The organism is Aeromonas sp. FDAARGOS 1409, from assembly GCF_019048705.1.
Taxonomy (GTDB): domain Bacteria; phylum Pseudomonadota; class Gammaproteobacteria; order Enterobacterales; family Aeromonadaceae; genus Aeromonas; species Aeromonas sanarellii.
Genome location: NZ_CP077395.1, coordinates 807125 through 829829, shown reverse-complemented (window position 1 = coordinate 829829; position 22705 = coordinate 807125). Strand labels below are relative to the sequence as shown.

Genomic DNA, 22705 nt, shown 5'->3' with positions numbered 1-22705 from the left:
GGATTGTAAACTTGCCCCGTTTTTTTCACGGCTGCAGCCGCCTTGCTTGGCATAAGACTGTGCTGTCCGGGGATATAAGAACGACAAAGAGGTCATGATGAGTAAAGAAATCAAAACCCAGGTCGTAGTACTGGGTGCTGGCCCTGCCGGTTATTCCGCTGCCTTCCGTGCGGCTGACTTGGGTCTGGATACCATTATCGTCGAGCGTTACTCCACCCTGGGTGGCGTCTGCCTGAACGTGGGTTGCATCCCGTCCAAGGCGCTGCTGCACGTCGCCAAAGTCATTGAAGAAGCCAAGGCGCTGGCCGAGCACGGCATCGTCTTCGGTGCCCCGCAGACCGACATCGACAAGGTGCGTCTGTGGAAAGAGAAGGTCATCAACCAGCTGACCGGCGGTCTGGCCGGCATGGCCAAGATGCGTAAAGTCCAGGTCGTGAACGGCTTCGGCAAGTTCACCGGCCCGAACACGCTGGAAGTGGAAGGCGCCGACGGCAAGACCACAGTCACCTTCGACAACGCCATCATCGCCGCCGGTTCCCGTCCGGTGAAGCTGCCGTTCATCCCCCATGACGACCCCCGCGTATGGGACTCTACCGATGCGCTGGAACTGACGACCGTACCTGGCAAGCTGCTGGTCATCGGTGGCGGCATCATCGGTCTGGAGATGGGGACAGTGTACTCCTCCCTGGGTTCCGAGATCGACGTGGTGGAATTTGCCGACCAGCTGGTACCGGCTGCCGACAAAGACATCGTCAAGATCTACACCAAGCGCGTTGCCAAGAAATTCAACATCATGCTGGAGACCAAGGTCACCGCCGTTGAGGCCCGTGAAGACGGCCTGTACGTCTCCTACGAAGGCAAGCACGCCCCGGCCGAGCCGGTTCGCTACGACAACGTGCTGGTTGCCGTTGGCCGTGTGCCGAACGGCAAGATGCTGGATGCCGAGAAGGCGGGCGTTGCCGTCAACGAGCGCGGTTTCATCGAGGTGGACAAGCAACTGCGTACCAACGTGGCCCACATCCACGCCATCGGCGACATCGTCGGTCAGCCCATGCTGGCCCACAAGGGTGTGCACGAAGGTCACGTGGCGGCCGAAGTCATCGCCGGCAAGAAGCACTACTTCGACCCGAAAGTGATCCCGTCCATCGCCTACACCGAGCCGGAGATGGCCTGGGTGGGTCTGACCGAGAAGGAAGCCAAGCAACAGGGCCTGAACTTCGAAGTCGCCACCTTCCCCTGGGCAGCTTCCGGTCGCGCCATCGCCTCCGACTGTGCCGACGGCATGACCAAGCTGATCTTCGACAAGGAGAGCGGCCGCGTCATCGGTGGTGCCATCGTGGGTACCAACGGCGGTGAGCTGCTGGGTGAAATCGGTCTGGCCATCGAGATGGGTGCAGACGCCGAAGACATCGCGCTGACCATCCACGCTCACCCGACTCTGCACGAGTCCGTGGGCCTGGCTGCCGAAGTGTTCGAAGGCTCCATCACCGACCTGCCGAACGCCAAGGCCAAGAAGAAGAAATAAGTCCCTTCTTCCCGCCCATGAAAAGCCGCTCCCAGGAGCGGCTTTTTTTGTTTTTTGACGATGAAAGAGATTTGTTCGAGGCTGTTTGCTATGCTGGGAACAATCCTGTTCACCGCCCTTCCTGCCATGCAAGCACCCCCTATTTCCGAATACGAACAGCAGCGCCTCGATGGCCTTCGCCGCCTCGCCATCCTGGATACCACGGCGGAGGAGCGCTTCGACCGCATTACCCGGATGGCGCGCAACATGTTCGAGGTGCCCATCTCCCTCATCTCCCTGGTGGATGAGGAGCGGCAGTGGTTCAAGTCACGCTGCGGTCTGGATGCGCAAGAGACCCCGCGGGACATCTCCTTCTGCGGTCACGCCATCCTCGGCGAGGGGATCTTCGTGGTGGAGGATGCGACCCGGGATCCGCGCTTCGCCGACAATCCGCTGGTGCTGGGGGCTCCCCATATCCGTTTCTATGCCGGCTGCCCCCTGCATATCGCCGGGGGTTACAAGGTGGGTACCCTCTGCCTCATCGACCACAAGCCGCGCCATCTGGATGAACGTCAGCAGTCCCTGTTGACGGATCTGGCGGGCATGGTGGAGCACGAGCTGGCCGCCATCCAGTTGGCGATCCTGGACGAGCTGACCGGCATCACCAATCGCCGCGGCTTCGTCATGCTGGGACAGAAGTGCCTGCAACTCTCCCATCGGCAGGGACGGGAGGCGAGCCTGCTGTTCCTCGATCTCAACCGCTTCAAGGAGATCAACGACAGCCTTGGCCACGAGGTGGGGGACGATGCCCTGCGCCAGATGGCGCGCTTGCTGTGCAAGGTGTTTCGCAATGCCGACATCTTCGCCCGCCTGGGGGGCGATGAGTTCGTTGTGTTGCTGCCGGGCATAGGACCCGGGCTGGTGCCACGGGTACTTGCCCGTTTCGACGAGGCGTTGGCGCGATTCAACCTGGAGGCGGGAAAACCCTATCGGCTGGCCTGTTCCACCGGGGTCGCGCATTATGATCCGGCCATGCCCCCCGAGCTGGAACTCCTCTTGATGCAGGCCGACCGGCAGATGTACGACCACAAGAGAGGGCGTTAGCAGCGCCCCTTCTTGGCCTGCCCGGGCGGGCAGAAGGTGCGATAGCCGCCATGGTGGTGGTCATAGTAGTCACGGCGGTAATACCCATCACGGTAATAATGATCATCGTAATGGCGATAGTAATGACGATGGTAGCCGTCAGTGACCCGGATATGGGCGTCATCCACGCTGAAGTCTGCGCCGTGTACCCGTACCGGGCCGCTGGCGCAACCGCTGAGCAAGATGCCAAGCAGTACCATCAGAATCCGCTTGTCCATAACAACCTCCTAGGGTTTCCCTGATTATGCTGCCCTTTGCCAAGAACACAGGGAGGCATTGAGGGTGCTGCGTCATGACTTGCCGCTGGCATGACGGGCCGAATGGGGCGGCCGTCGGTGGGGGGAGCATGCAGAGGGGTTGCCAGCACGGGAAGCAGCCTGTGCTGGCGCGGTCGTGGAACCGTGCACCTGAGTTGCCGTCCGAGACGAGGGCGTCGTTTCTGCGGCCTGACGAGTTCCAGCAGGGTGTAAAAAAGGGCGCTAGCAGCGCCCCTTCTTGGCCTGCCCCGGCGGGCAGAAGGTACCGTAACCCCCTCGATCCCCGTCGCTGACCCGGATCCTGGCATCCCCCACGCTCACATCGGCGCTGTGCACCCGCGTCGGGCCGCTGCTGCAGGCGCTGAGCAAGCCCGCCAGCAATGTGATCACAACCAGTTTACTCATGATACCTCCCGTTATTTCCCTCTATTATGGCGCAGCTTGGCATGAGGAAGCTTGAGGGGGCGGGCGGACCTGCGTCACGGCCTGCCGTAGTGCAATCAGGGCGCGTCACGGCACGCCCTGTTTGCAGGTGGAAGGGGTGGCTCATAGCCGGAAGTTGCCGACCAGCTTGTCGAGCTCGCCGGAGAGCTGCTGCAGGCTGCGGCTGGACTCGGTGAGCTGGTGGGCGATGTCGGCCGTCTCCATGGTGAGCTGGTTGATGTCCTCCACATTGCGGTTGATCTCGCCCACCACGCTGGACTGCTCCTCGGTGGCGGTGGCGACCTGGATGTTCATGTCGCTGATCTGGGTGATGTGGCCGGTGATCTGGTCGAGGGCACCGTTGGCCTCGTCGGCCTGGGCCACCACCAGCTGGCTCTGGTTGCGGCCCTGTGCCATGGCGCTGACCGCGCGGGCGCTCTGCTCCTGGAGGCTGTTGATCATCACCTGGATCTCGGCGGTGGAGGCGGCGGAGCGGCTGGCGAGGTTGCGCACCTCGTCGGCCACCACGGCGAAGCCGCGGCCCTGCTCGCCGGCGCGGGCGGCCTCGATGGCGGCGTTGAGGGCCAGCAGGTTGGTCTGCTCGGAGATGCTGCGGATGGTGTCGAGGATGCTGCCGATGGAGTCGGTCTGGCTGGCCAGGGACTCGATGACCCCGGCGACCTGCTCGATCTCGCCGGAGAGGCCGACGATGCCGTGGCGGGCCTGGGCCACCACCTGGGCCCCCGCATCGGCCTGCTCGTTGGCCTGTTTGGCAACGTCGGCGGCGAGCGACGCATTGCCGGCGATCTCGCTCACTGTGGCCCCCATCTCGTGGATGGCGGTGGCGACCTGGACGGTGCGATCCCGCTGGGCGGTGCAGTTGTGCTGGGTGAGCTGGGCCTTGGCGGCCACCTCGTTGGCGGTGGCGGCGAGCTGGCGGGAGTTGTTCGCCACCTGCTCGATGGAGCCGTGGATCTTGGTGACGAAGTTGTTGAAGCCGGTGGCCACCTGGGCCAGCTCGTCACGGCCATCGACCCTGAGGCGCTGGGTCAGATCGCCGTCACCGCTGCCGAGTTCCCGGAACAGGCGGGCCAGCTCGTTGAGCGGGCGGCTGACCGAACCGGCCAGCAGCACGCCGAGCAGCCCCATGCCGACGGCGATGGCCAGGCTGACCAGCAGGATGTGCAGCCGAGCCCGATCCAGTTCCGCATAGATCTCGGCCTCAGGCACCTGGGCCACCAGATACCAGTCGAGCAGGGGGATATAGCTGGTGGCCAGGATCACCGGCTGGCCGTCGATCTCGGCACGGGTGGCGGCGAACGGCTGCTTGTTGAGCAGGTTGGTGCTGCTGCCGCTGGCCAGCTGGGTCAGGTTGTCCCGATCGATGCGGGCGGCGTCGGGGTGCAGCTTCACCCGGCCGCTGCCATCCGTCATGAAGACGAAGCCGCTGTCGCCGATGCGGAAGTCGGCCAGCATGCTGACCATGCTGTCGAGGGACTTGGCGAGGCCGGCGAGGCCGCGGCCGTCGAGCTGCTGGAAGTTGACGAACAGCTTCACCTCGCCGTTGGTCTCGCGAAAGATGCTGAGCATCAGCTCCTGGCGGCTCTTGGTGTAGTCGTAGAACCAGCCGTCCTGGTCGTGGTTCAGGATGCGCAGGAAGCCGTCCTGGTTGTAGTAGGCGGCACTCTGCCGATCGGCGAAGGAGGCGGTGACCAGGCCGTACTGGGCCGTCATGTCCTTGAGCTGATCGATGAGGATGGACTCCTGCTCCTTGGGCATGCCACGGGCGACCCAGTCCAGCACGAAGCGATCGTTGGCCAGCTGTCTGGCGGCGCCGGCGACCGAGGTGAGATCCTTCTCGATCTCCTTGCCGATGCGCTGGGTCAGGTTCGGCAGCTCCTGCTCGAACATGCGGGTCTCGATCAACTGCTGGGCCGAGCGCTGGCTGAAATAACCCACCAGCAGGCAGGAGAGCGCCACGGCCAGGATGACGGTGGCCAGAATTTTCTGTTTGAGTGTCAGGTTTGCGAACATGGGCGTGACTCGGGTGTGGACCTGGAATTTGAACCCATATTAGCGGCCGAACGGGCGCTTTCTTGAGCGGGTGGGGCGTTTATTGCCGATTAACGTTTGCGCTCACATCAGGCCAGGACTGGATTGGCGCCGTTTTATCCCCGCATTGGCCGTCACCGCCCCGGGGCATCTCGCCAGCACCCCGGGTTGCGGTTAAAGTGCTTCCACTTATAGTAGGCAGCACCTGGTCGGCAGACCGGCCTCGACTCTTACCGGATCAATGGACACTCATATGCGCATCTTTCATCGGGGATGGACCCACCTGATTATGCTCCTGCTGGCGACCCTGCCCTTCATGGCGGCGGCCGAGGCGAACGATCCCCTACCTGTGCCCCAGGCTCAGGGCGCGGTCAAGGGGGAGCGGCCCAGAATTGCCCTGGTGTTGAGCGGCGGCGGTGCCAAGGGCTCTGCCCACATCGGGGTGCTCAAGGTGCTGGAGGAGAAGCGCATCCCGGTGGACATCATCGTCGGGACCAGCATGGGCTCCTACGTGGCGGGCATGTACGCCATGGGGCTCAGTGCCGAGGAGGTGGAGCGCACCACGCTCGCCATCGACTGGAACAAGGGGTATCAGGACAAGGTAGGCCGGGACGAGCTCTCCCTGCGCAAGAAGCAGCAGAGCGAGAAGTACCAGCTGCGCACCGACATCGGGGTCAACGGCGATCAGACCCAGCTGCCTGACGGCTTCTTCCAGGGGCAGTCCATGGCCAGCCTGCTGCGCCACGCCACCTCCAACCTGCCGGCGCAGAAGAGTTTCGACGATCTGCCCATCCCCTATCGCGCCGTGGCGACCGACATGGAGACGGTCACCCCCTTCGTGCTGGATCACGGCAGCCTCGCCAAGGCGATGCAGGCCTCCATGTCCATCCCGGGTGCCCTCAAGCCGGTGGACTGGGAGGGGCGCATCCTGGCCGACGGCGGCACCGTCAACAACATGCCGGTGGACGTGGCCAAGGCCATGGGGGCCGACGTGGTGATCGCGGTGGACATCGGCGCCAAGCTGCGCACCCGGGAATCCTTGAAGTCGGGGCTGGCCATGATCGACCAGCTCACCACCTACATGACCCAGGTGGGGACCGAGAAGCAGAAGGCGCTGCTCGGTCCCAACGACATACTGCTGACGCCGGAATTCGGCAACATGGGCATCGCCGACTTCGCCCTGATGCCGGAGGGGATCAAGCAGGGGGAGGCGGTAGCCAGCCGTGCGGCCATCCAGCTTGACGCCCTCTCCCTCTCTCCCGATGCCTACGCCGAGTATCGCAACCAGAAGCTGAGCCGCCGTGCCGAGCGCAGCGGCCAGCCGGCCTACTACATCGACAAGGTGGAGATCATCAACAAGTCGCGCCTCTCGGACGACACCGTGCGTGCCATGCTCAATGTGCGGCCGGACAAGGTGCAGACCTATGAGAGCCTGGAGGCGGGGATCCGCCGCCTCTACGCCCTGGAGTCGTTCGATCGCATCACCTACGAGGTGGAGGAGCGGGGCGGCGAGAACGTGCTGGTGGTGGATGCCAGCGAGAAGAACTGGGGGCCTGGTTACCTGAACTTCCAGCTCGGCTTCTCCGACGACTTCGAGAGCAGCTCCAACTACAACGTCGGCATGTCCTACACCCTCACCAACGTCAACGAGTGGGGGGCCGAGTGGCTGACCGAGGCGTCGCTCGGCACGGCCAAGCATCTCAAGACCGACTTCTACACGCCGCTGGAGCCGTCTCAGACCTACTACGGCGAGGCGAGCCTGGCCTATGACAAGACTCAGCGCCGTGTCTTCTTCCCGGAGGAGGATGCGGCGTCGTCCGGGGTGAGCTACCTGGACTCGGAGTACAGCTTCACCAGCGTGGATCTCGCCGTTGGCTGGAACCGCCAGCCCTGGAGCCGACTCTCCCTGGGGTTGGAGGGCAAGGTCGGCAATGTCGAGATCCAGAACCTCGCCAATGCGGATGCCGATGCCTCCGCCTGGGGGCCCTATATGCGCTTCGAGCACGACACCCTCGACAGCCGCTACTTCCCCTATCAGGGCGTCTACTGGGACATCAAGGGGGGGTATTCCCACATCGAGCTGGACCCGTCAGACGGGCCGTCCGAGCAGACCGAGGGGATGAACTACCGGCTGGTGATGATCAAGCCCTGGTCCTGGGACAGGCACAGTCTCAACCTGATGCTGGAGGGGGGCGGCTCGACTTCTGAGGAGACGGTGCCGCTGTTCGTGCAGGATCTCGGTGGCCTGTTCCGCATGTCCGGCTTCCAGCACTACCAGTTGAGCGGCCGTTACAGCCTGTTCAGCGGCCTGCGCTACATCTACCGGGTGGCGGACAACGACTTCGGGGCCATCAAGGCGCCCCTGTTCCTCGGGGGCTCCCTGGAGCAGGGGGGCGTCTGGGACAAGGGGAGGGACATCAGCCTGGAGTCTTCCTATACCTCGGGGTCCGTCTACGTGGGGGTGGAGAGCTTCCTCGGCCCCATCTTCCTCGGCTATGGCGTGGCGGAGGGGGGGCATGACATGTTCTATCTGCAATTGGGCACTACGTTCCAATAAGGATGAAATGATGCCTTTTTGTTAATTCGTCATTGGTGAGAGTCTTGTCATTTTTAAAAAGATCAATGTTTTTATATTGTTATGCTGGTTTGTTGAATAACTGTACAGGGTTTGGATTTTAATTAGTCGTTAAAACTTATATAGTGGGGGGCACCCTACGGGTGTCCCGCAAGGACGATCGCCGCGAGCTTGGGCGAACCCCCAAAAAAAGACCAAAGAGGAATTAGTCGTGCTTGAAACATACCGTAAACACGTCGCAGAACGTGCCGCCGAAGGCGTGGTTGCCAAACCTCTGGACGCAGAGCAGGTCGCCGCCCTGGTTGAGCTGATCAAGAATCCGCCCGCCGGCGAACAGGACTTTCTGAAAGAACTGTTGTCCTCCCGCATTCCCCCGGGTGTCGATGAAGCGGCCTATGTCAAAGCCGGCTTCCTCACCGCCGTCGCCAAGGGCGAGGCCCACTCCCCCATCCTGACTGCCGCCGAGGCCGTCGAACTGCTCGGCACCATGCAGGGTGGCTACAACATCCAGCCGCTCATCGACCTGCTGGACGATGCGACCCTGGCTCCTCTTGCCGCCAAGGGCCTCTCCCACACCCTGCTGATGTTCGACTCCTTCCACGACGTGGAAGAGAAGGCCAAGGCGGGCAACGCCCATGCCAAGCGGGTGCTGCAATCCTGGGCCGATGCCGAGTGGTTCCTCTCCCGCCCGGCCCTGGCCGAGAAGATCACCGTCACCGTATTCAAGGTGCCCGGCGAAACCAACACCGACGATCTGTCGCCGGCCCCGGACGCCTGGTCCCGTCCCGATATTCCGCTGCACGCCCTGGCGATGCTGAAGAACGCTCGTCCCGGCATCACACCGGACAAGGACGGCGTCATCGGCCCCATCAAGACCATAGACGCGCTGAAAGAGAAGGGCTTCCCGCTGGCCTACGTGGGCGATGTGGTCGGTACCGGCTCTTCCCGTAAATCCGCCACCAACTCCGTGCTCTGGTTCATGGGCGACGACATTCCGTTCGTACCGAACAAGCGCGCCGGCGGCGTCTGCCTCGGCGGCAAGATTGCCCCCATCTTCTTCAACACCATGGAAGATGCCGGCGCCCTGCCCATCGAGGTGGACGTCTCTGCACTTGCGATGGGCGACGTGATCGACATCTTCCCCTATGAAGGCAAGATCACCCGCCACGGCACGGGCGAAGTGCTGGCGCAGTTCGAACTGAAAACCGAGGTGCTGATCGACGAGGTGCGCGCCGGTGGCCGCATTCCGCTGATCATCGGCCGCGGCCTGACCGACAAGGCCCGCGAGTCGCTGGGTCTGCCGTTCTCCACCGTGTTCCGTCGTCCGCAGCCCGTCGCCGACACCGGCAAGGGCTTCACCCTGGCCCAGAAGATGGTGGGCAAGGCGTGCGGCGTGAAGGGCGTGCGCCCGGGCACCTACTGCGAACCTCGGATGACCACGGTCGGCTCCCAGGACACCACGGGCCCCATGACCCGCGACGAGCTGAAGGATCTCGCCTGCCTCGGCTTCTCCGCCGATCTGACCATGCAGTCCTTCTGCCACACCGCGGCCTATCCCAAGCCCATCGACGTACAGACCCACCACACCCTGCCGGACTTCATCATGAACCGCGGCGGCGTAAGCTTGCGTCCGGGCGACGGCGTCATCCACTCCTGGCTGAACCGCATGCTGCTGCCGGATACCGTGGGGACAGGTGGTGACTCCCACACCCGTTTCCCCATCGGCATCTCCTTCCCGGCGGGCTCCGGTCTGGTGGCCTTCGCTGCCGCTACCGGCGTCATGCCGCTGGACATGCCGGAATCCGTGCTGGTGCGCTTCAAGGGCGAGCTGCAGCCGGGCATCACCTTGCGTGACCTGGTCCATGCCATCCCCTACGCCGCCATCCAGAAAGGGCTGCTGACCGTCGAGAAGGCGGGCAAGAAGAACATCTTCTCCGGCCGCATCCTCGAGATCGAGGGTCTGCCGACCCTGAAGGTGGAGCAGGCGTTCGAACTGGCAGACGCCAGCGCCGAGCGTTCCGCCGCCGGTTGCACCATCAAGCTGGATAAAGAGCCGATCATCGAGTATCTGAAGTCCAACATCGTCATGCTGAAGTGGATGCTCTCCGAAGGCTACGGCGACGTGCGCACCATCACCCGCCGCATCAAGGGGATGGAAGAGTGGCTGGCGAACCCGGTGCTGATGGAGGCGGACAAGGATGCCGAGTACGCCGAGATCATCGAGATCGATCTGGCCACCATCAAGGAGCCGATCCTGTGCGCGCCGAACGATCCGGACGACGCCCGTCTGCTGAGCGATGTGGCCGGCGATCAGATCGACGAGGTGTTCATCGGTTCCTGCATGACCAACATCGGCCACTTCCGCGCCGCCGGCAAACTGCTCGAGAAGTATCAGGGCGAGCTGCCGACCCGCATGTGGATAGCCCCGCCCACCAAGATGGACAAGGATCAGCTGACCGAAGAGGGCTATTACGGCATCTTCGGTCGGGTCGGTGCCCGCATCGAAATACCCGGCTGTTCCCTCTGCATGGGCAACCAGGCGCGGGTAGCGGAAGGGGCCTCCGTGGTCTCCACCTCCACCCGCAACTTCCCGAACCGTCTGGGCAAGGGTGCCAACGTCTACCTGGCCTCTGCCGAGCTGGCTGCGGTTGCCGCCATCATCGGCAAGATCCCGACCGTGGCCGAGTACCTGCAGTACGCCAAGACCCTGGACGCCACTGCGGCCGACACCTATCGCTACCTCAACTTCAACGAGATCGCCTCCTACACCAGGAAGGCCGATGCGGTGATCCTGCAACAGGCGGTATAAGGCCTGCCGGTCTGACCACTGAAAATAACAATGCCGCGTCTTGACGCGGCATTTTCCATTTCAGGGGGCTGCGCGATAATGGGGCCCCATGCCCAGTGACGGCCTTGTCGATCCGCCTTGCCCGCTCGCTTCACTCTCGTTGTCTGGTCATGATGTCTCCCTCCCGGCGGGTATGTTTTCACTGCAGTGCTTGCGAGGCAGGCCTGCGAATTGTGGCGTGGTTCTCTATGTTTCTGTTCCGGATTGATCTGGCCCGTACGAAGTGGCGTCTTGGCTGCGCCCTGCTGGTATTGACCCTGCCGCTGCTGGCGGGTGGATGGCTGGTGCGAGACAGCTACGAGCAGGAGTTGAAACGCGACGCCAGCGCCTCCGCCGACAAGGCCAAAGCCCTGCTGGAGCGCATGCTGGATCAGGCCGAGCAGGCCAATCTCGACATGTTGCCGCTGATCGACCGCCCCTGTGCCGACAACCTGCTGCTGCTGCGCAAGCGGGTGGCGCTCGAACCCTTCCTGCGCTCGGTCAACCTGGTGCGTGACGGGGTGATCCACTGTACCTCGCTGTTCGGGCCGGCCCGGGAGGTGGATGATGGTGCCATCTACACGGATCACAAGCTGCTGCTGATGAGCGGCAATCGGGTGCGCAAGAATCACCCCCTGTTGGTGGTGCGCCACGAGCGGGGGCGCGATGCGGTGCTCAGCGCCATCGACAGCAGCCAGCTCAGCTTCATGCTCACCCTGAGCAGCGATCCCAGCGAGCTGTTCTTGCAGGTCGGGTCCGCCTGGCTCGATGAGTCAGGCCACTTCCAGAGCGCCCCACCGCAGTTGAACAGCAAGTTCGCGCTGACCCTCACCTCCCAGCGCTACCCCTTCACCATCCACGCCGGGTACGCCATGCCGTTCTACTGGCGCGCCCTGTGGGAGGCGCGCCATCTGCCCCTGATCTGGCTGGGGGGCAGTTCGCTGCTGCTGGCGCTGCTGGTGTGGTGGGTGCTCGGGCGGCCCGGGGCCCTCACGGATGAGCTGAGGCGGGGACTGCGGGCCAGGGAGTTTGTCCCCTATCTGCAGCCGCTCATTGCCAGCGAGGGCGGCAACACGGTGGGGGCCGAGGTGCTGATGCGCTGGCAGCATGCCACCGAGGGGCTGATCCGCCCCGATCTCTTCATCCCCCAGGCGGAAGAGTCGGGCCTGATCGTACCCATGACGGTCAACCTGATGAAGACGGTGGCCCAGAAGCTCCAGCCGGTACAGGGACAGTTGCCAGAGGCTTTTCACATCAGTTTCAACATCAGCGCCACGCACTGTCGCGATCTCTCCCTGCTGGCGGAGTGCCGTGCCTTCCTCGCCCACTTCGTGCCGGGGCGGGTGGTGCTGGTGCTGGAACTCACCGAGCGGGAGCTGCTGGTGACCAACCCGCAGACCCTCTCCCTGTTCCGCCAGCTCGACGAGATGGGGGTGAGGCTCGCCATCGATGACTTCGGCACCGGCCACTCCAGCCTTCACTACCTGCAACAGTTCCACGTGGACTATCTCAAGATCGATCGCTCCTTCATCGGCCGCATCGGCACCGAGTCCCTCTCCGAGCACATCGTCGACAACGTCATCGACCTCGGCCGCCGGCTGGGGCTCTCCCTGGTGGCCGAAGGGGTGGAGACGGAGCAGCAGGCCGCCTACCTCAGGGGCAAGGGGGTCCAGTATCTGCAGGGCTATCTGTTCGCCCGCCCTATGCCGCTGCGCCAGTTCTGCCGGGAGCTGGCGGCAGGGGAGAGGTGCAGGCCCCTCGTCGAGCGCGCCGCCCAGGCCTGATGGGGCTCAGCGCACCAGGCCGTGAAGCCAGTTCACCAGGGTCTCGTGGGCACTACCTGGCTCGGGTCTCGTGGGGGCAAGCAGGTGATAGCCGGTGCCGTCCGGGATGAAGCCGAGCGGCGCCACCAGCAGGCCGGCCTCGAGGTCGTCGCACACCTGGCGGTAGGGGCCGATGGCGACGCCAAGGCCGGCCACCGCCGCCTGCAGGCTGAAGTAGAAGTGCTCGAAGGTCTGTCCCGATCCCTCGTCACCGGCTTGCAGGCCGGCATGCTGCCGCCACTCCTGCCAGGCGCCGGGACGGGTTCGGGTGTGCAGGCGGGGCGCCGCCGCACTCAGGGCCCAGCCCTCCTCCCGTCGCTCGAAGAACTGCGCCACCCTGGCCGGCTGGCAGACAGGCCCGGTTCGCTCCTCGAACAGCAACTGGTTGTGGAGCTCGGCCGGCCAGTGGAAGTCGTTGCGCCGGATGGCGAGATCGATGCCGCTGTCGAAGCTGAGGGCGCCACCCCCCGCCATCAGGTGCACGTCCAGCTCCGGGTGCAGCGCCTGAAAGTCGGGCCAGCGCGGGATCAGCCAGCGCATCAGCAGGGTGGGCTCGCAGGAGAGCACCAGTGACTGGGGGCGGCCCTGCTGGCGCAGCGCCTGGGCCGTCCGGCGGATCTGGCCAAGCCCCTCCCTGACCGACTCATAGAGCCGCTCGCCCGCCTCGGTCAGGAAGACCCGGCGCTGGCGCCGCTCGAACAGCATGACCCCCAGATCCTCCTCCAGCAGGCGCACCGCCCGGCTGATGGCCCCGTGGGTCAGGTGCAGCTCGTCGGCGGCGCGGCCGAAGTGCTCGGTGCGGGCCGCCACCTCGAAACAGCGCAGGGCGGTGAGGGAGGGGAGCGAGAGGGGGTTCTGTGAGTTATTTTCACCATTCATGTCAGAAATCATCGTTCGTTATTGGTGTTATTGCCAAATAAAATAGCCGATATCACTTCTTGTCAGGACTATTTTCATGACCGAACTGCTCGCCGTCGTCGCCATTACCCTCCTTGCCGTCATCAGCCCTGGACCCGACTTCGCCATGGTGTCGCGCAACGGCCTGCTGCTCTCGCGCCGCAGCGGGGTGCTGACGGCGCTTGGCATAGCGGCCGGGGTCTGCGTGCACGTGAGCTACACCCTGCTGGGGGTGGGGGTGCTGATCCAGCAGTCCCTCTGGCTGTTCAACCTCATCAAGCTGGCGGGGGCGGCCTACCTCGTCTTCCTCGGCATCAGGATGCTGCGGGCCCGACCGGCGGTCGATGAGGTGATGGCCGACCAGCCCGCCCTCTCGAGCCTGGGGGCGCTGCGCACCGGTTTCCTGACCAATGTGCTCAACCCCAAGACCACCATCTTCATCGTCAGCCTCTTCATGCAGGTGGTGCAGCCGCAGACGCCGCTGGCGGTCCAGCTCGGTTACGGCGCCTTCATCGTGCTGGCCCATGCCCTCTGGTTTAGCGCGGTGGCGATCTTCTTCTCCAACGCATCGGTGCGGGCCGGTCTCCTGGCGGTGCGTCACTGGATCGATAGGGTGTTTGGCGCTCTGCTGGTGGGATTCGGCATGCTGCTGGCGCTGACCCAACCCTCCCGCTGAGGGCGCAACCTGCAGGCCCCGCAATCCACCCGAGAATTGCAGGGGCTTGTTTTTCATGCCTTGGGTGTCACTTTTCGGTAGAATTGCCGCTCATTTTGAAGTCAGATGAGGCGCGGTATGACGGTCAGGTTCCAGGCATTTCACAGCATCAAGGCGATTGGCAATCGGGAGGTGCTGTTCAACTGGTCCAGGACCAACCCCCTCGGCGCCCTGGATCAGGTGTGGCGCCCGACGACCCGCGACGAGCTGCAGCAGCTGCTGCGCGAATACCCCGAGCGCAAGCTGCGGCTCATCGGCTCCGGCCTCTCCTTCGAACCCATCCACAGCGTCTATGCCGAGGGCAGCCAGGCGCTGCTGGTGGACTTGCACCACCTGCGCGGCCAGCTGGCCAAGACCGCCGATACCGTGACCTATCAGGCGGGCACGCCCCTCGATACCGTCTATGCCGACCTCATCGCCATGGATCGCATGCTGCCGGCGTCTCCCGGGGTGATCGGCATTCAAACGCTAGGGGGGGCGCTCAGCACCGGCACCCATGGCCAGGGGCTGCACCAGTCCGCCCTGTGCGACGCGGTAGAGGCCATGACGGTGATGCTGGCGAGTGGCGACATCATAGGCGTGGATCGCACGGACCCCCGCTTCGGCGCCTTCGTGATGGGCATGGGGATGCTCGGGGTGCTGCTGGATGTGACCCTCAACACAGTGCCGAACCGCATCATGCGCTGCACCAAGTTCACCACCGACGACCCCTTCCTGCTGGCACACAACGAGCGCCTCAACCGGGAGCACGCCTTCGTGAAGAGCTGGTGGTTCGCCTGGACCGGCGAGAGCCACATCTGGCTGGTGGATCCGGCGAGCGACGAGGAGGTGGCCCGCTATCGTGCCGGCGGCAGCGAGCCGCTGGTGCTGGAGGGAGACATGGACGAGCGCATGAACCTGGCGCTCAATGCCACCATAGACGCGACCCTGCAGAAGATGGCCAGAGACACCAAGGACGAGGCGCGGGCCGGCGAACACTTCGAGACGGTGCGCCGCTTCAAGGATGCCTCCGATCTGGTGGGCAACGTCTACCAGATCCTCTGCAAGGGGATTCCGGCGCCCCAGATCAACTGCGAGGTGGCCGTGCCCCTCGAACGCATGGGGGAAGCGCTCGAGCGCCTGCAAGCGTGGCAGCAGGCCAACCCCGGCGTGCTGCACTATCCCTTTATTTTGCGCTGCACCGGTCCCTCCGAGGCCTGGCTCAGCGCCGCCTATGGCAAGTCGGTGTGCTGGATTGGGTTCCTGGTCTATCTGGCGGCGGACGGCACCTTTGTCGGGGGCTCCATGGAGCAGATGCGCGAGCTGCAACAGCTGCTGGTGCCCCTGGGTGGCACCCCGCACTTTGGCAAGCATCTGGCGATGGACCTCTACGACTTCCCGGCCCTGTTGCCGCGCTGGCACGACTTCCTGGCCCTGAAGCGCGAGCTTGACCCCCATGGCCGCTTCGAGAACCGCTGGCTTGGCGAGCTGTTTGCCGACCGGTGAGGCCGGCCCCTTCGAGAGGGCAGGCATTTTTTGCTCCCTTCCCCCCGGCTGGGAGCAGGGGGAGGAGGGGAAGGAGATAGCCTCTTCAAGCCCCATGACGACAGGCTCTAAGGATTTGACATGACTGACCCGCAAGACACCCGTATCCCCGTGACCCTGCTGACCGGTTTTCTCGGCAGCGGCAAGACCACCTTGCTCAACCACTGGGTGAAGCAGCCGGAGCTCGGCGAGTGCGCCGTGCTCATCAACGAGTTCGGCTCCGTGGGGCTGGACCACCACCTGGTGCAGCAGGTGGACGAGCAGGTGGTGCTGCTCGATTCCGGCTGCATCTGCTGCTCGGTGCAGGGCTCCCTGGTGGAGGCGCTGCAGGGGCTGTTTATGAAGGCCATTCAGCGCAAGATAAAACCCTTCAAGCGACTTATCATAGAGACCACAGGCCTGGCGGATCCCGCTCCCGTGCTCTTTACGCTGAGGGAGGAGGGCTTTATCGCCCAGCGCTACCGCTTCGACGGCACCGTCACCGTGGTGGATGCCGGCCATATCGAGCAGCAGCTTGCGGCTCAATATGAGGCGGTGAAACAGGTGGCCCTGGCGGATCTGCTGGTGGTGAGCAAGGGCGATCTGGTGGACGAAGAGACGCTGGCTCGGGTGGAAGCCCAACTGGCGGCCCTCAATCCGGCGGCCCCCATCCAGCGGGTCAGCAACGGCGTGCTCTCCCCCGCCGTGCTTGAGAAGCTCGGCGCCTACAACGAGGCGGCGGGGCGCGACGTGCGCCAGCTGCTGGCCTGGTTGCGCACCGAATCCCCGAAGCAGGGGCTGGCTTCTCCCATGCAGCCGAAGATGACGCCCTTTGCCGCCAGGGTGGGCACGGCCGCGCCGACTCACTTCGAGCACGGCAATATCGAAAGTTTCTCCCTGCGCATCGGCGAGCCCCTCAGACCCGCCCGTCTGCTGGCCGCCATCGATGCGGTGCAGGCGCAGTACGGCGACGCCCTGCTGCGGCTCAAGGGCATACTGCAGCTGGAGGGGGAGAGCCAACCCGTGGTGATCCACGGCGTGCACGGCCAGCTCTATCCGCTGCAGACCCTGGGGGAGTGGCCCGAAGGCAAGGCCCAGTCCCGCCTGGTGTTCATCGTGAAGAGCCAGGACAGGGAAGGGATAGAGCGTCTGTTCCTCGACGCCCTGAGGGCCCCCGAGCCCAGCCTGGAAGCGCAGCTCAGGGCCATGCTCGGCCAGCCGGATGCCTGATATGCTGATATGACCCGCATCCGTGCGGGTCTTTTCTTACCTGACGAGGAGGTGGCAGCTCATGCCTGACAGCACTCACATGGTGACCCCAGCCCAACGTACCTGGCTGCCCTGGCTGACGGCGGTCGGCTTCTTCATGCAGACGCTGGATGGCACCATTCTCAACACCGCCCTGCCCAGCATGGCCGAGGCCCTGGGGGAGAGCCCGCTGCAGATGCAGTCCGTGGTCATCGCCTACATGCTGACGGTGGCGCTGCTCATCCCGGCTTCCGGCTGGCTGGCGGACAGATTCGGCACCCGCCGCGTCTATCTGGCCGCCATCCTGCTGTTTACCCTGGGCTCCTTGGCCTGTGCGGTCGCGAACACCCTGCCCGTGCTGGTCGTTGCCCGGGTGCTGCAAGGGGTGGGGGGCGCCCTGCTGATGCCCATAGGGCGCCTGGCGGTGCTGCGGGTCTACAGCAAGCACGAGCTGCTGAGGGTCATGTCCTTCGTCACCATCCCCGGCCTGCTCGGGCCCCTCATCGGCCCGGCCCTGGGGGGCTGGCTGGTGGAGGTGGCGAGCTGGCACTGGGTCTTCCTCATCAATCTGCCGGTGGGGGTGATAGGTTTTGTGGCGAGCTGGCACTTCATGCCCGAACTGCGCCAGCACACCGCCAGGTTCGACTGGCAGGGGTTCGCGCTGTTCAGCGCCGGCATGGTGCTGGTATCCGTCGGTTTGCAGGGGCTGGGGGAACACAGCCTCTCCACCGGTTGGGCCCTGTTCGCCCTGCTGTTCGGGCTGGCCGCCATGGCGAGCTACTGGCTCTATGCCGCCACCGTGGAGCAGCCGCTCTTCAGCCTGGCGCTATTCAAGACCTCCACCTTCGCCATCGGCATCTGGGGCAACCTGTTCGCCCGCCTCGGCAGCGGTGCCATGCCCTTCCTGACCCCGCTCTTCCTGCAACTGGGGCTCGGCTTCTCGCCGAGCAAGGCGGGGATGACCATGATCCCGACCGTGATCGGCGCCATGCTGACCAAGACGCTGGTAAACAAGCTGATCCCGCGCATCGGCTATCGCCGCATCCTGATCGGCAACACCCTGGCGCTCGGGGCCATGATCGCGAGCTTCTACTTCATCGACAACCAGGTGCCCCACGGCGTGCTGCTGGTGTGGCTGGCGGTGTTTGGCGCCATCAACTCCCTGCAGTTCTCCGCCATGAACACGCTCACGCTGCAAGATCTGAGCGCCGAGCATGCCAGCAGCGGCAACGGCCTGCTGTCGGTGGTGATGCAGCTCTCCATGAGCCTGGGGGTGGCCATCGCCGCCAGCCTGCTGGGGCTCTTCTCCGCCGGGCAGGCGGTCCAGGAGAGCGGGCGCTGGCTCGATGGCTTCCACCTCACCTATCTGTGCATCGGGCTGATGTCCATGCTGGCTGCCCTGATCTTTGCCCAGCTGGCCAGGCAGGAGCGCAGGGGATGAGGATCTGAGCCCCGCACCGGAGCCTCAGGGCTGGGGCGCCGGCAGGTAGCTGACCGGGCCGGGCAGTCGTGCCAGCAGCCGGGCCAGGTGAGCGGTTTCCAGCAGGAAGGTGAGCTCGGGGTGGCCCGGGGTCCAGGTGAAGGCGTGATGGGCCAGCAGCTGCGGGTCCACCAGCAAGGGCACGTCGGCCCTGGGCAGGAAGGGGCCGACGGCGCCCGGCAGGCAGCCGATCTCGGCCTGCATCTCCTCGGCGCTGCAGATGGAGGGCTTGGCGCCCAAGGCGGCCTTGACCGCCTTGCTGTCGAGCCGCCCATCCCTGTGAGTCAGCAGCAGGGCGAAGCGGCCGTCCTTGAACTTGAGAAACAGGGTCTTGCTGAATTCGGCCTGCCAGCCGAGACGGGCCTTGACCCGCTCGTCGGTGGCGTAATCCAGGATGGGTTCGTGTTCGAAGCGCTGGTGGGGCAGCTCGGCCAGCAACTGGCAGTTGAAGTCGTGGATGGTGTCGAGTGGCATGGAGGTCTCCTGTGTCGGGCCTATCCTGCCAGCCAGAGATGGGCCGGCCCAATGAGGCTTTCTTATGGGGGATAAGCGACGAGGGCACCCTGGGGTGCCCTCGTCGATCAGTGGTGCTGTAACTCGCGCGCGTCCCAGTGGAAGGGGATGGGGCTGAGGCGCTGGGAGGCCTTGTCGTAGCGCTCCCACAGCTCGCCCAGGGGACGGCCATCGACGGGGTGGCGCAGGCTTGGTGCCAGCTCCGCCAGCGGCCAGAGCACGAAGGCGTTGGTGAGGATCTCGCCGCGAGGCAGGGCCACCGGGGCCTCGCAGACGAGATCCCCATAGAGCAGCAGATCCAGGTCCAGGGTGCGCGGCGCGAACTTCTTGGCATCCGGCTCACGGCCGTGGGCGAACTCCATGGCGCGCAGGCGCTGGCACAGGGTCGCCAGCGGCAGATCCGTATCGGCTCCCACCACCAGGTTGTAGAAGGGACGGCCATTGAAGCCGACCGCCTCGCTCTCGAACACCCGTGACACCGCCAGCTCGCCGAACTGGGCCTGCAGGGCGTCGAGTCCGGCGCGAATATGGCGCTCCCGCTCGATGTTGGAGCCCAGGCTGATATAGATGCGGATCATGGGCGTCTCCTCCCGGCAGAGGGCGCTCACTGGGCGCTCGCGGCCGGGGTGCGATGGCGCAGGATCTCGACGCCGACCCCGGCCGCATTGGGCACGGCGCCGGGCTTGGTCAGGGTGACTCTGACCCACTGCACCCGCTCGTCGGCCAGCACCAGGGCGGCGACCTGCTCGGCCATGGTCTCGACCAGCTCGACTATGGTGTTGGCGGCGTGATCACAGATCTTGCGTGAGAGGGTGGCGTAATCCAGCGCCAGCGCGATATCGTCGGTTGCGGCGGCGGGGCGGTTGTCAAACCCCATCTCGAGATCGAAACAGAGCTTCTGGCGAATGCCCTTCTCCCACTCATAGACCCCTATGGTGGTCAAAACCTCGAGTCCGCGAATAAACACCTTGTCCATGACAGTACTTCTTCTTTACTCTTGATGGGCTGTGAAAACAGCGCAGGGATGCAGGCCTGGCAAGCAGATTGCCGCTGGCGGCCGGTTTGGGCGACGCGCTTTCGGGCAAATCCAGACCAGAGAATGTGGCCCGCATCATACCCCATTCATATCGTGGTAAAAACGACCAAGATGACGGCCCTGACGATTTTGATGATTATTCTGGCCTACCTGGGTGGTTCACTGTCCAGTGCCGTGCTGGTATCCCGCTTCACCGGTCTGCCGGATCCCCGCGACCATGGCTCCCACAACCCGGGGGCGACCAATGTGCTGCGCCTCGGCGGCCGGATGGCCGCGCTGATCGTCCTGCTGCTCGACATGCTCAAGGGGATGGCCCCCGTCTATCTCGCCTGGTATCTGGAGATCAAACCCATCTATCTCGGCTTCATCGGCGTCGCCGCCTGCCTGGGCCACATGTACCCCCTCTTCTTCCACTTCCGGGGCGGCAAGGGGGTCGCCACCGCGCTCGGTACCATGCTGCCCATCGGCTTTGCCATGGGGGGTGCCGTCATCGCCACCTGGTTGCTGGTGCTGCTGGTGAGCGGCTATTCGTCGCTGGCCTCCATCGTCACCGTGCTGCTGACGCCGCTCTTCACCTATCTGCTCAAACCCGAATACACCCTGCCGGTCTCCCTGCTCTCCTGCCTCATTCTGATCCGCCATCACGAGAACATCACCCGGCTGCTCAAGGGGGAGGAATCCCGCCTCTGGCGCCGCCGGGGAGGGGATTCCCCCGCAGAAGTGGTGAAAATGGGTGATGCTGAGCAAAAAAGAGACGAACGAGACGAAAAGTAAAATTTCCCGTTGACCACCTGCCTTAAAATCCGTTTAATAGCGCCCACGCCCAGATAGCTCAGTCGGTAGAGCAGGGGATTGAAAATCCCCGTGTCGGCGGTTCGATTCCGTCTCTGGGCACCACATTTTGGTGCCATGAAATAAAAATTTGTTCATGCACAATGGTTTGAAGTGTGCCGGCTTAGCTCAGTAGGTAGAGCAACTGACTTGTAATCAGTAGGTCACCAGTTCGATTCCGGTAGCCGGCACCATTTGCCCAGATAGCTCAGTCGGTAGAGCAGGGGATTGAAAATCCCCGTGTCGGCGGTTCGATTCCGTCTCTGGGCACCACATTGTTCCTCCGTAGTTCAGTCGGTAGAACGGCGGACTGTTAATCCGTATGTCACTGGTTCGAGTCCAGTCGGAGGAGCCAATCTGAGAGACCCCTGTCGTAAGACAGGGGTCTTTTTTTATTCGTTAGATGTTACATCCAGGCTGCCATGGTAGCGATGCACATCATTGGAACGGCAACGGAGATTGAGTAAAAAAGTAGAATAAAAACAGTCAGTAAATGATCTTTCTCCTTAAGCTCCTGTACATGATTTAACCCGTACAATGGCCTCAAGCATAACAAGGGCTGCGCTTGCCCACTATTAGCATCGACGAGGCTATAACGATGAACTTAAGACTGAAACCTATTTGGATTGCACTGGCATTGGCCACCACGACCGCTCAAGCCACTGATGACATTTATTTCGGCGCCGGTGTGGGGGCGGCCCACTTCAATGGTCTAAACAATGTTGAAGGAGTAGAAAGTGCTACCGAAGACGCCTTTGCCGGCAATCTCTTCATGGGTTACAACTTCAACGAAACTTTCGGTGCCGAACTGGGTTACCAGTATGCCGGTCGTGGCAGTACCAATGGTGGAATCAATAACAATACCTATGAGACCCAAGGCGGCACTCTGTCTGGTATTGCCCGTCTGCCTCTGGGCGAGGATTTCACCCTGTTCGGTGAAGCGGGTGCCTACTGGGGTCATACCCATGGCCTGGGTGTGAGCGACAGCAAGGTTTCCCCGATGGCGGGTGTCGGCCTGACCTACAAGCTGAGCGATGGCTGGGATCTGCAAGCGCGTTACCGTTATATGTGGGATGTGGCCGATCTGACCAGCGATGCCGGAGTCCAGTACGAGAACGATCAGAGCGTCGCGACTCTGGAAGCAGTCTACCACCCGTTCCGCACTTCCTACGTAGCCCCGGTTGCCGCTCCGGTCGTTGAGGAGGCCCCGGCTCCCGTTACCGTCGAGAGAAACTTCTCCCTGAACTCAGACGTGCTGTTTGCCTTTGGCAAGGCTGACCTGAAGCCGGAAGGGGTTGATGCTCTGAACGGTCTGTACCAGCAACTCGTCGAGTTCCAGCCGAAGGATGGCAGCGCCGTCGTGATTGGCTATACCGACCGCATCGGTTCCGATGCTTATAACCAGAAGTTGTCCGAAACTCGTGCCCGGACCGTTGCCGACTTCCTGGTCAGCAAGGGGCTGGCCACCAGCAAGATTGCCATCGAAGGCCGCGGCGAAGCCGACCCGGTGACCGGCACCCAGTGTGACGGCGTCAAGGGCAAGAGCGAGTTGATTGCCTGTCTTTCTCCGGACCGTCGAGTCGAAATCCGCGTTTCCGGTGTACAGGAAGTGCAGCAGTAATCTGACCCTGTCGGAGAACACGGAGAGGGGATGCCATGGCATCCCCTTTTGCATATTTGTGGCTTGTGGCCCAGCTGAGCTGGGGCTATTCAGGGGCTTGGCCAGAGTGCCGGGCTCTTCTGTTGTGGGAGGATGCTTGCTTGACGTTCTGGGTGTGGAGCGACTTTATTTAAAGTCATCGATCGCCGCGGCGGTCGATGGCACGACAAGAAACAAACAGAGGAGCCGGCAAGGTATCGATCGACCCACCATCGAAG

At 63.6% G+C, this 22705-nt stretch carries 18 protein-coding genes and 4 tRNA genes; 15 read left to right on the top strand and 7 right to left on the bottom strand.

Translation table 11 applies throughout. The features are described from left to right. The first annotated feature begins 97 nt into the window (after window positions 1-97). Entirely contained in the window at window positions 98-1525 is a 1428-nt protein-coding gene (gene lpdA, locus I6L39_RS03915; RefSeq protein ID WP_042077639.1) for a dihydrolipoyl dehydrogenase, read from the top strand. A 126-nt stretch (window positions 1526-1651) separates the two neighbouring features. After that, window positions 1652-2608 carry a diguanylate cyclase gene (locus tag I6L39_RS03910; RefSeq protein WP_042077698.1) on the top strand — a complete coding sequence of 319 codons (957 nt, stop codon included), beginning with the start codon at window positions 1652-1654 and terminating at the stop codon, window positions 2606-2608. Here I6L39_RS03910 and I6L39_RS03905 read toward each other — a convergent pair. From I6L39_RS03905 to I6L39_RS03895, 3 genes are all read right to left on the bottom strand, one after another. Then, entirely contained in the window at window positions 2605-2865 is a 261-nt protein-coding gene (locus tag I6L39_RS03905) for a hypothetical protein (RefSeq protein WP_084202841.1), read from the bottom strand. The two genes, I6L39_RS03910 and I6L39_RS03905, sit on opposite strands and share 4 nt — an antisense overlap. 261 nt (window positions 2866-3126) lie before the next feature. Next, window positions 3127-3309, bottom strand: a complete 183-nt coding sequence (locus I6L39_RS03900) for a hypothetical protein (protein ID WP_042077642.1) — start codon at window positions 3307-3309, stop codon at window positions 3127-3129. Window positions 3310-3450: 141 nt separating this feature from the next. Next, window positions 3451-5361 carry a methyl-accepting chemotaxis protein gene (locus tag I6L39_RS03895; RefSeq protein ID WP_209794181.1) on the bottom strand — a complete coding sequence of 637 codons (1911 nt, stop codon included), beginning with the start codon at window positions 5359-5361 and terminating at the stop codon, window positions 3451-3453. Window positions 5362-5632: 271 nt separating this feature from the next. Between I6L39_RS03895 and I6L39_RS03890 the strand changes: the two genes are divergently transcribed. From I6L39_RS03890 to I6L39_RS03880, 3 genes are all read left to right on the top strand, one after another. Then, window positions 5633-7936: a patatin-like phospholipase family protein gene (locus I6L39_RS03890; protein ID WP_216991091.1), complete on the top strand. Its 2304-nt coding sequence runs from the start codon at window positions 5633-5635 to the stop codon at window positions 7934-7936. Between the two features lie 229 nt (window positions 7937-8165). Beyond that, entirely contained in the window at window positions 8166-10763 is a 2598-nt protein-coding gene (gene acnB, locus I6L39_RS03885; protein WP_042077646.1) for a bifunctional aconitate hydratase 2/2-methylisocitrate dehydratase, read from the top strand. Window positions 10764-10990: 227 nt separating this feature from the next. Next, the gene (locus I6L39_RS03880; RefSeq protein ID WP_216991090.1) at window positions 10991-12565 is read left to right on the top strand and encodes a cyclic diguanylate phosphodiesterase; all 1575 of its coding nucleotides are present in this window, start codon (window positions 10991-10993) and stop codon (window positions 12563-12565) included. Between the two features lie 6 nt (window positions 12566-12571). Here the strand turns inward: I6L39_RS03880 and I6L39_RS03875 are convergent, their stop codons facing one another. Further along, the gene (locus I6L39_RS03875) at window positions 12572-13483 is read right to left on the bottom strand and encodes a LysR family transcriptional regulator (RefSeq protein ID WP_216991089.1); all 912 of its coding nucleotides are present in this window, start codon (window positions 13481-13483) and stop codon (window positions 12572-12574) included. Between the two features lie 76 nt (window positions 13484-13559). Between I6L39_RS03875 and I6L39_RS03870 the strand changes: the two genes are divergently transcribed. The 4 genes from I6L39_RS03870 to mdtD all read left to right on the top strand — a co-directional run bounded on the left by I6L39_RS03870 (window position 13560) and on the right by mdtD (window position 18408). Next, window positions 13560-14177 carry a LysE family transporter gene (locus tag I6L39_RS03870; protein WP_216991088.1) on the top strand — a complete coding sequence of 206 codons (618 nt, stop codon included), beginning with the start codon at window positions 13560-13562 and terminating at the stop codon, window positions 14175-14177. A gap of 117 nt (window positions 14178-14294) precedes the next feature. Continuing rightward, window positions 14295-15701, top strand: a complete 1407-nt coding sequence (locus I6L39_RS03865) for a D-arabinono-1,4-lactone oxidase (RefSeq protein WP_216991087.1) — start codon at window positions 14295-14297, stop codon at window positions 15699-15701. A gap of 120 nt (window positions 15702-15821) precedes the next feature. Then, window positions 15822-16949, top strand: a complete 1128-nt coding sequence (locus I6L39_RS03860; protein ID WP_216991086.1) for a GTP-binding protein — start codon at window positions 15822-15824, stop codon at window positions 16947-16949. A gap of 61 nt (window positions 16950-17010) precedes the next feature. Beyond that, on the top strand, window positions 17011-18408 hold the full coding sequence (gene mdtD, locus I6L39_RS03855; RefSeq protein WP_216991085.1) for a multidrug transporter subunit MdtD: 1398 nt from the start codon (window positions 17011-17013) through the stop codon (window positions 18406-18408). Between the two features lie 24 nt (window positions 18409-18432). On the opposite strand, the gene I6L39_RS03850 is transcribed toward mdtD, so the two are convergent. The 3 genes from I6L39_RS03850 to folB all read right to left on the bottom strand — a co-directional run bounded on the left by I6L39_RS03850 (window position 18433) and on the right by folB (window position 19936). Beyond that, window positions 18433-18921, bottom strand: coding sequence for a YbaK/EbsC family protein (locus tag I6L39_RS03850; protein WP_216991084.1), 489 nt, complete (start codon window positions 18919-18921; stop codon window positions 18433-18435). Window positions 18922-19028: 107 nt separating this feature from the next. Next, window positions 19029-19538, bottom strand: coding sequence for a 2-amino-4-hydroxy-6-hydroxymethyldihydropteridine diphosphokinase (folK, locus tag I6L39_RS03845; RefSeq protein WP_216991083.1), 510 nt, complete (start codon window positions 19536-19538; stop codon window positions 19029-19031). Window positions 19539-19564: 26 nt separating this feature from the next. Continuing rightward, a complete protein-coding gene (folB, locus tag I6L39_RS03840; RefSeq protein WP_216991082.1) occupies window positions 19565-19936 on the bottom strand; it encodes a dihydroneopterin aldolase in 372 nt (123 codons plus the stop codon). 171 nt (window positions 19937-20107) lie between these two features. Here folB and plsY point away from each other — a divergent pair, with 171 nt between their 5' ends. From plsY to ompA, 6 genes are all read left to right on the top strand, one after another. Beyond that, entirely contained in the window at window positions 20108-20770 is a 663-nt protein-coding gene (plsY, locus tag I6L39_RS03835; protein WP_216991081.1) for a glycerol-3-phosphate 1-O-acyltransferase PlsY, read from the top strand. A 47-nt stretch (window positions 20771-20817) separates the two neighbouring features. Then, window positions 20818-20893, top strand: a tRNA-Phe gene (locus I6L39_RS03830). Between the two features lie 52 nt (window positions 20894-20945). Continuing rightward, window positions 20946-21021 (top strand) — tRNA-Thr (locus tag I6L39_RS03825). 3 nt (window positions 21022-21024) lie between these two features. Beyond that, window positions 21025-21100: transfer RNA gene (locus I6L39_RS03820), tRNA-Phe, on the top strand. A 6-nt stretch (window positions 21101-21106) separates the two neighbouring features. Continuing rightward, window positions 21107-21182 (top strand) — tRNA-Asn (locus I6L39_RS03815). A gap of 243 nt (window positions 21183-21425) precedes the next feature. Beyond that, entirely contained in the window at window positions 21426-22448 is a 1023-nt protein-coding gene (gene ompA, locus I6L39_RS03810) for a porin OmpA (protein ID WP_216991080.1), read from the top strand. The last annotated feature ends 257 nt before the right edge of the window (window positions 22449-22705 follow it).

What these genes read in the sequence shown, in the direction of transcription:
- lpdA (WP_042077639.1), top strand. Translation starts at nt 98, where the DNA reads ATGAGTAAAGAAATCAAAACCCAGGTCGTAGTACTGGGTGCTGGCCCT.
- I6L39_RS03910 (WP_042077698.1), top strand. Translation starts at nt 1,652, where the DNA reads ATGCAAGCACCCCCTATTTCCGAATACGAACAGCAGCGCCTCGATGGC.
- I6L39_RS03905 (WP_084202841.1), bottom strand. Translation starts at nt 2,865, where the DNA reads ATGGACAAGCGGATTCTGATGGTACTGCTTGGCATCTTGCTCAGCGGT.
- I6L39_RS03900 (WP_042077642.1), bottom strand. Translation starts at nt 3,309, where the DNA reads ATGAGTAAACTGGTTGTGATCACATTGCTGGCGGGCTTGCTCAGCGCC.
- I6L39_RS03895 (WP_209794181.1), bottom strand. Translation starts at nt 5,361, where the DNA reads ATGTTCGCAAACCTGACACTCAAACAGAAAATTCTGGCCACCGTCATC.
- I6L39_RS03890 (WP_216991091.1), top strand. Translation starts at nt 5,633, where the DNA reads ATGCGCATCTTTCATCGGGGATGGACCCACCTGATTATGCTCCTGCTG.
- I6L39_RS03880 (WP_216991090.1), top strand. Translation starts at nt 10,991, where the DNA reads ATGTTTCTGTTCCGGATTGATCTGGCCCGTACGAAGTGGCGTCTTGGC.
- I6L39_RS03875 (WP_216991089.1), bottom strand. Translation starts at nt 13,483, where the DNA reads ATGAATGGTGAAAATAACTCACAGAACCCCCTCTCGCTCCCCTCCCTC.
- I6L39_RS03870 (WP_216991088.1), top strand. Translation starts at nt 13,560, where the DNA reads ATGACCGAACTGCTCGCCGTCGTCGCCATTACCCTCCTTGCCGTCATC.
- I6L39_RS03865 (WP_216991087.1), top strand. Translation starts at nt 14,295, where the DNA reads ATGACGGTCAGGTTCCAGGCATTTCACAGCATCAAGGCGATTGGCAAT.
- I6L39_RS03860 (WP_216991086.1), top strand. Translation starts at nt 15,822, where the DNA reads ATGACTGACCCGCAAGACACCCGTATCCCCGTGACCCTGCTGACCGGT.
- mdtD (WP_216991085.1), top strand. Translation starts at nt 17,011, where the DNA reads ATGCCTGACAGCACTCACATGGTGACCCCAGCCCAACGTACCTGGCTG.
- I6L39_RS03850 (WP_216991084.1), bottom strand. Translation starts at nt 18,921, where the DNA reads ATGCCACTCGACACCATCCACGACTTCAACTGCCAGTTGCTGGCCGAG.
- folK (WP_216991083.1), bottom strand. Translation starts at nt 19,538, where the DNA reads ATGATCCGCATCTATATCAGCCTGGGCTCCAACATCGAGCGGGAGCGC.
- folB (WP_216991082.1), bottom strand. Translation starts at nt 19,936, where the DNA reads ATGGACAAGGTGTTTATTCGCGGACTCGAGGTTTTGACCACCATAGGG.
- plsY (WP_216991081.1), top strand. Translation starts at nt 20,108, where the DNA reads ATGACGGCCCTGACGATTTTGATGATTATTCTGGCCTACCTGGGTGGT.
- ompA (WP_216991080.1), top strand. Translation starts at nt 21,426, where the DNA reads ATGAACTTAAGACTGAAACCTATTTGGATTGCACTGGCATTGGCCACC.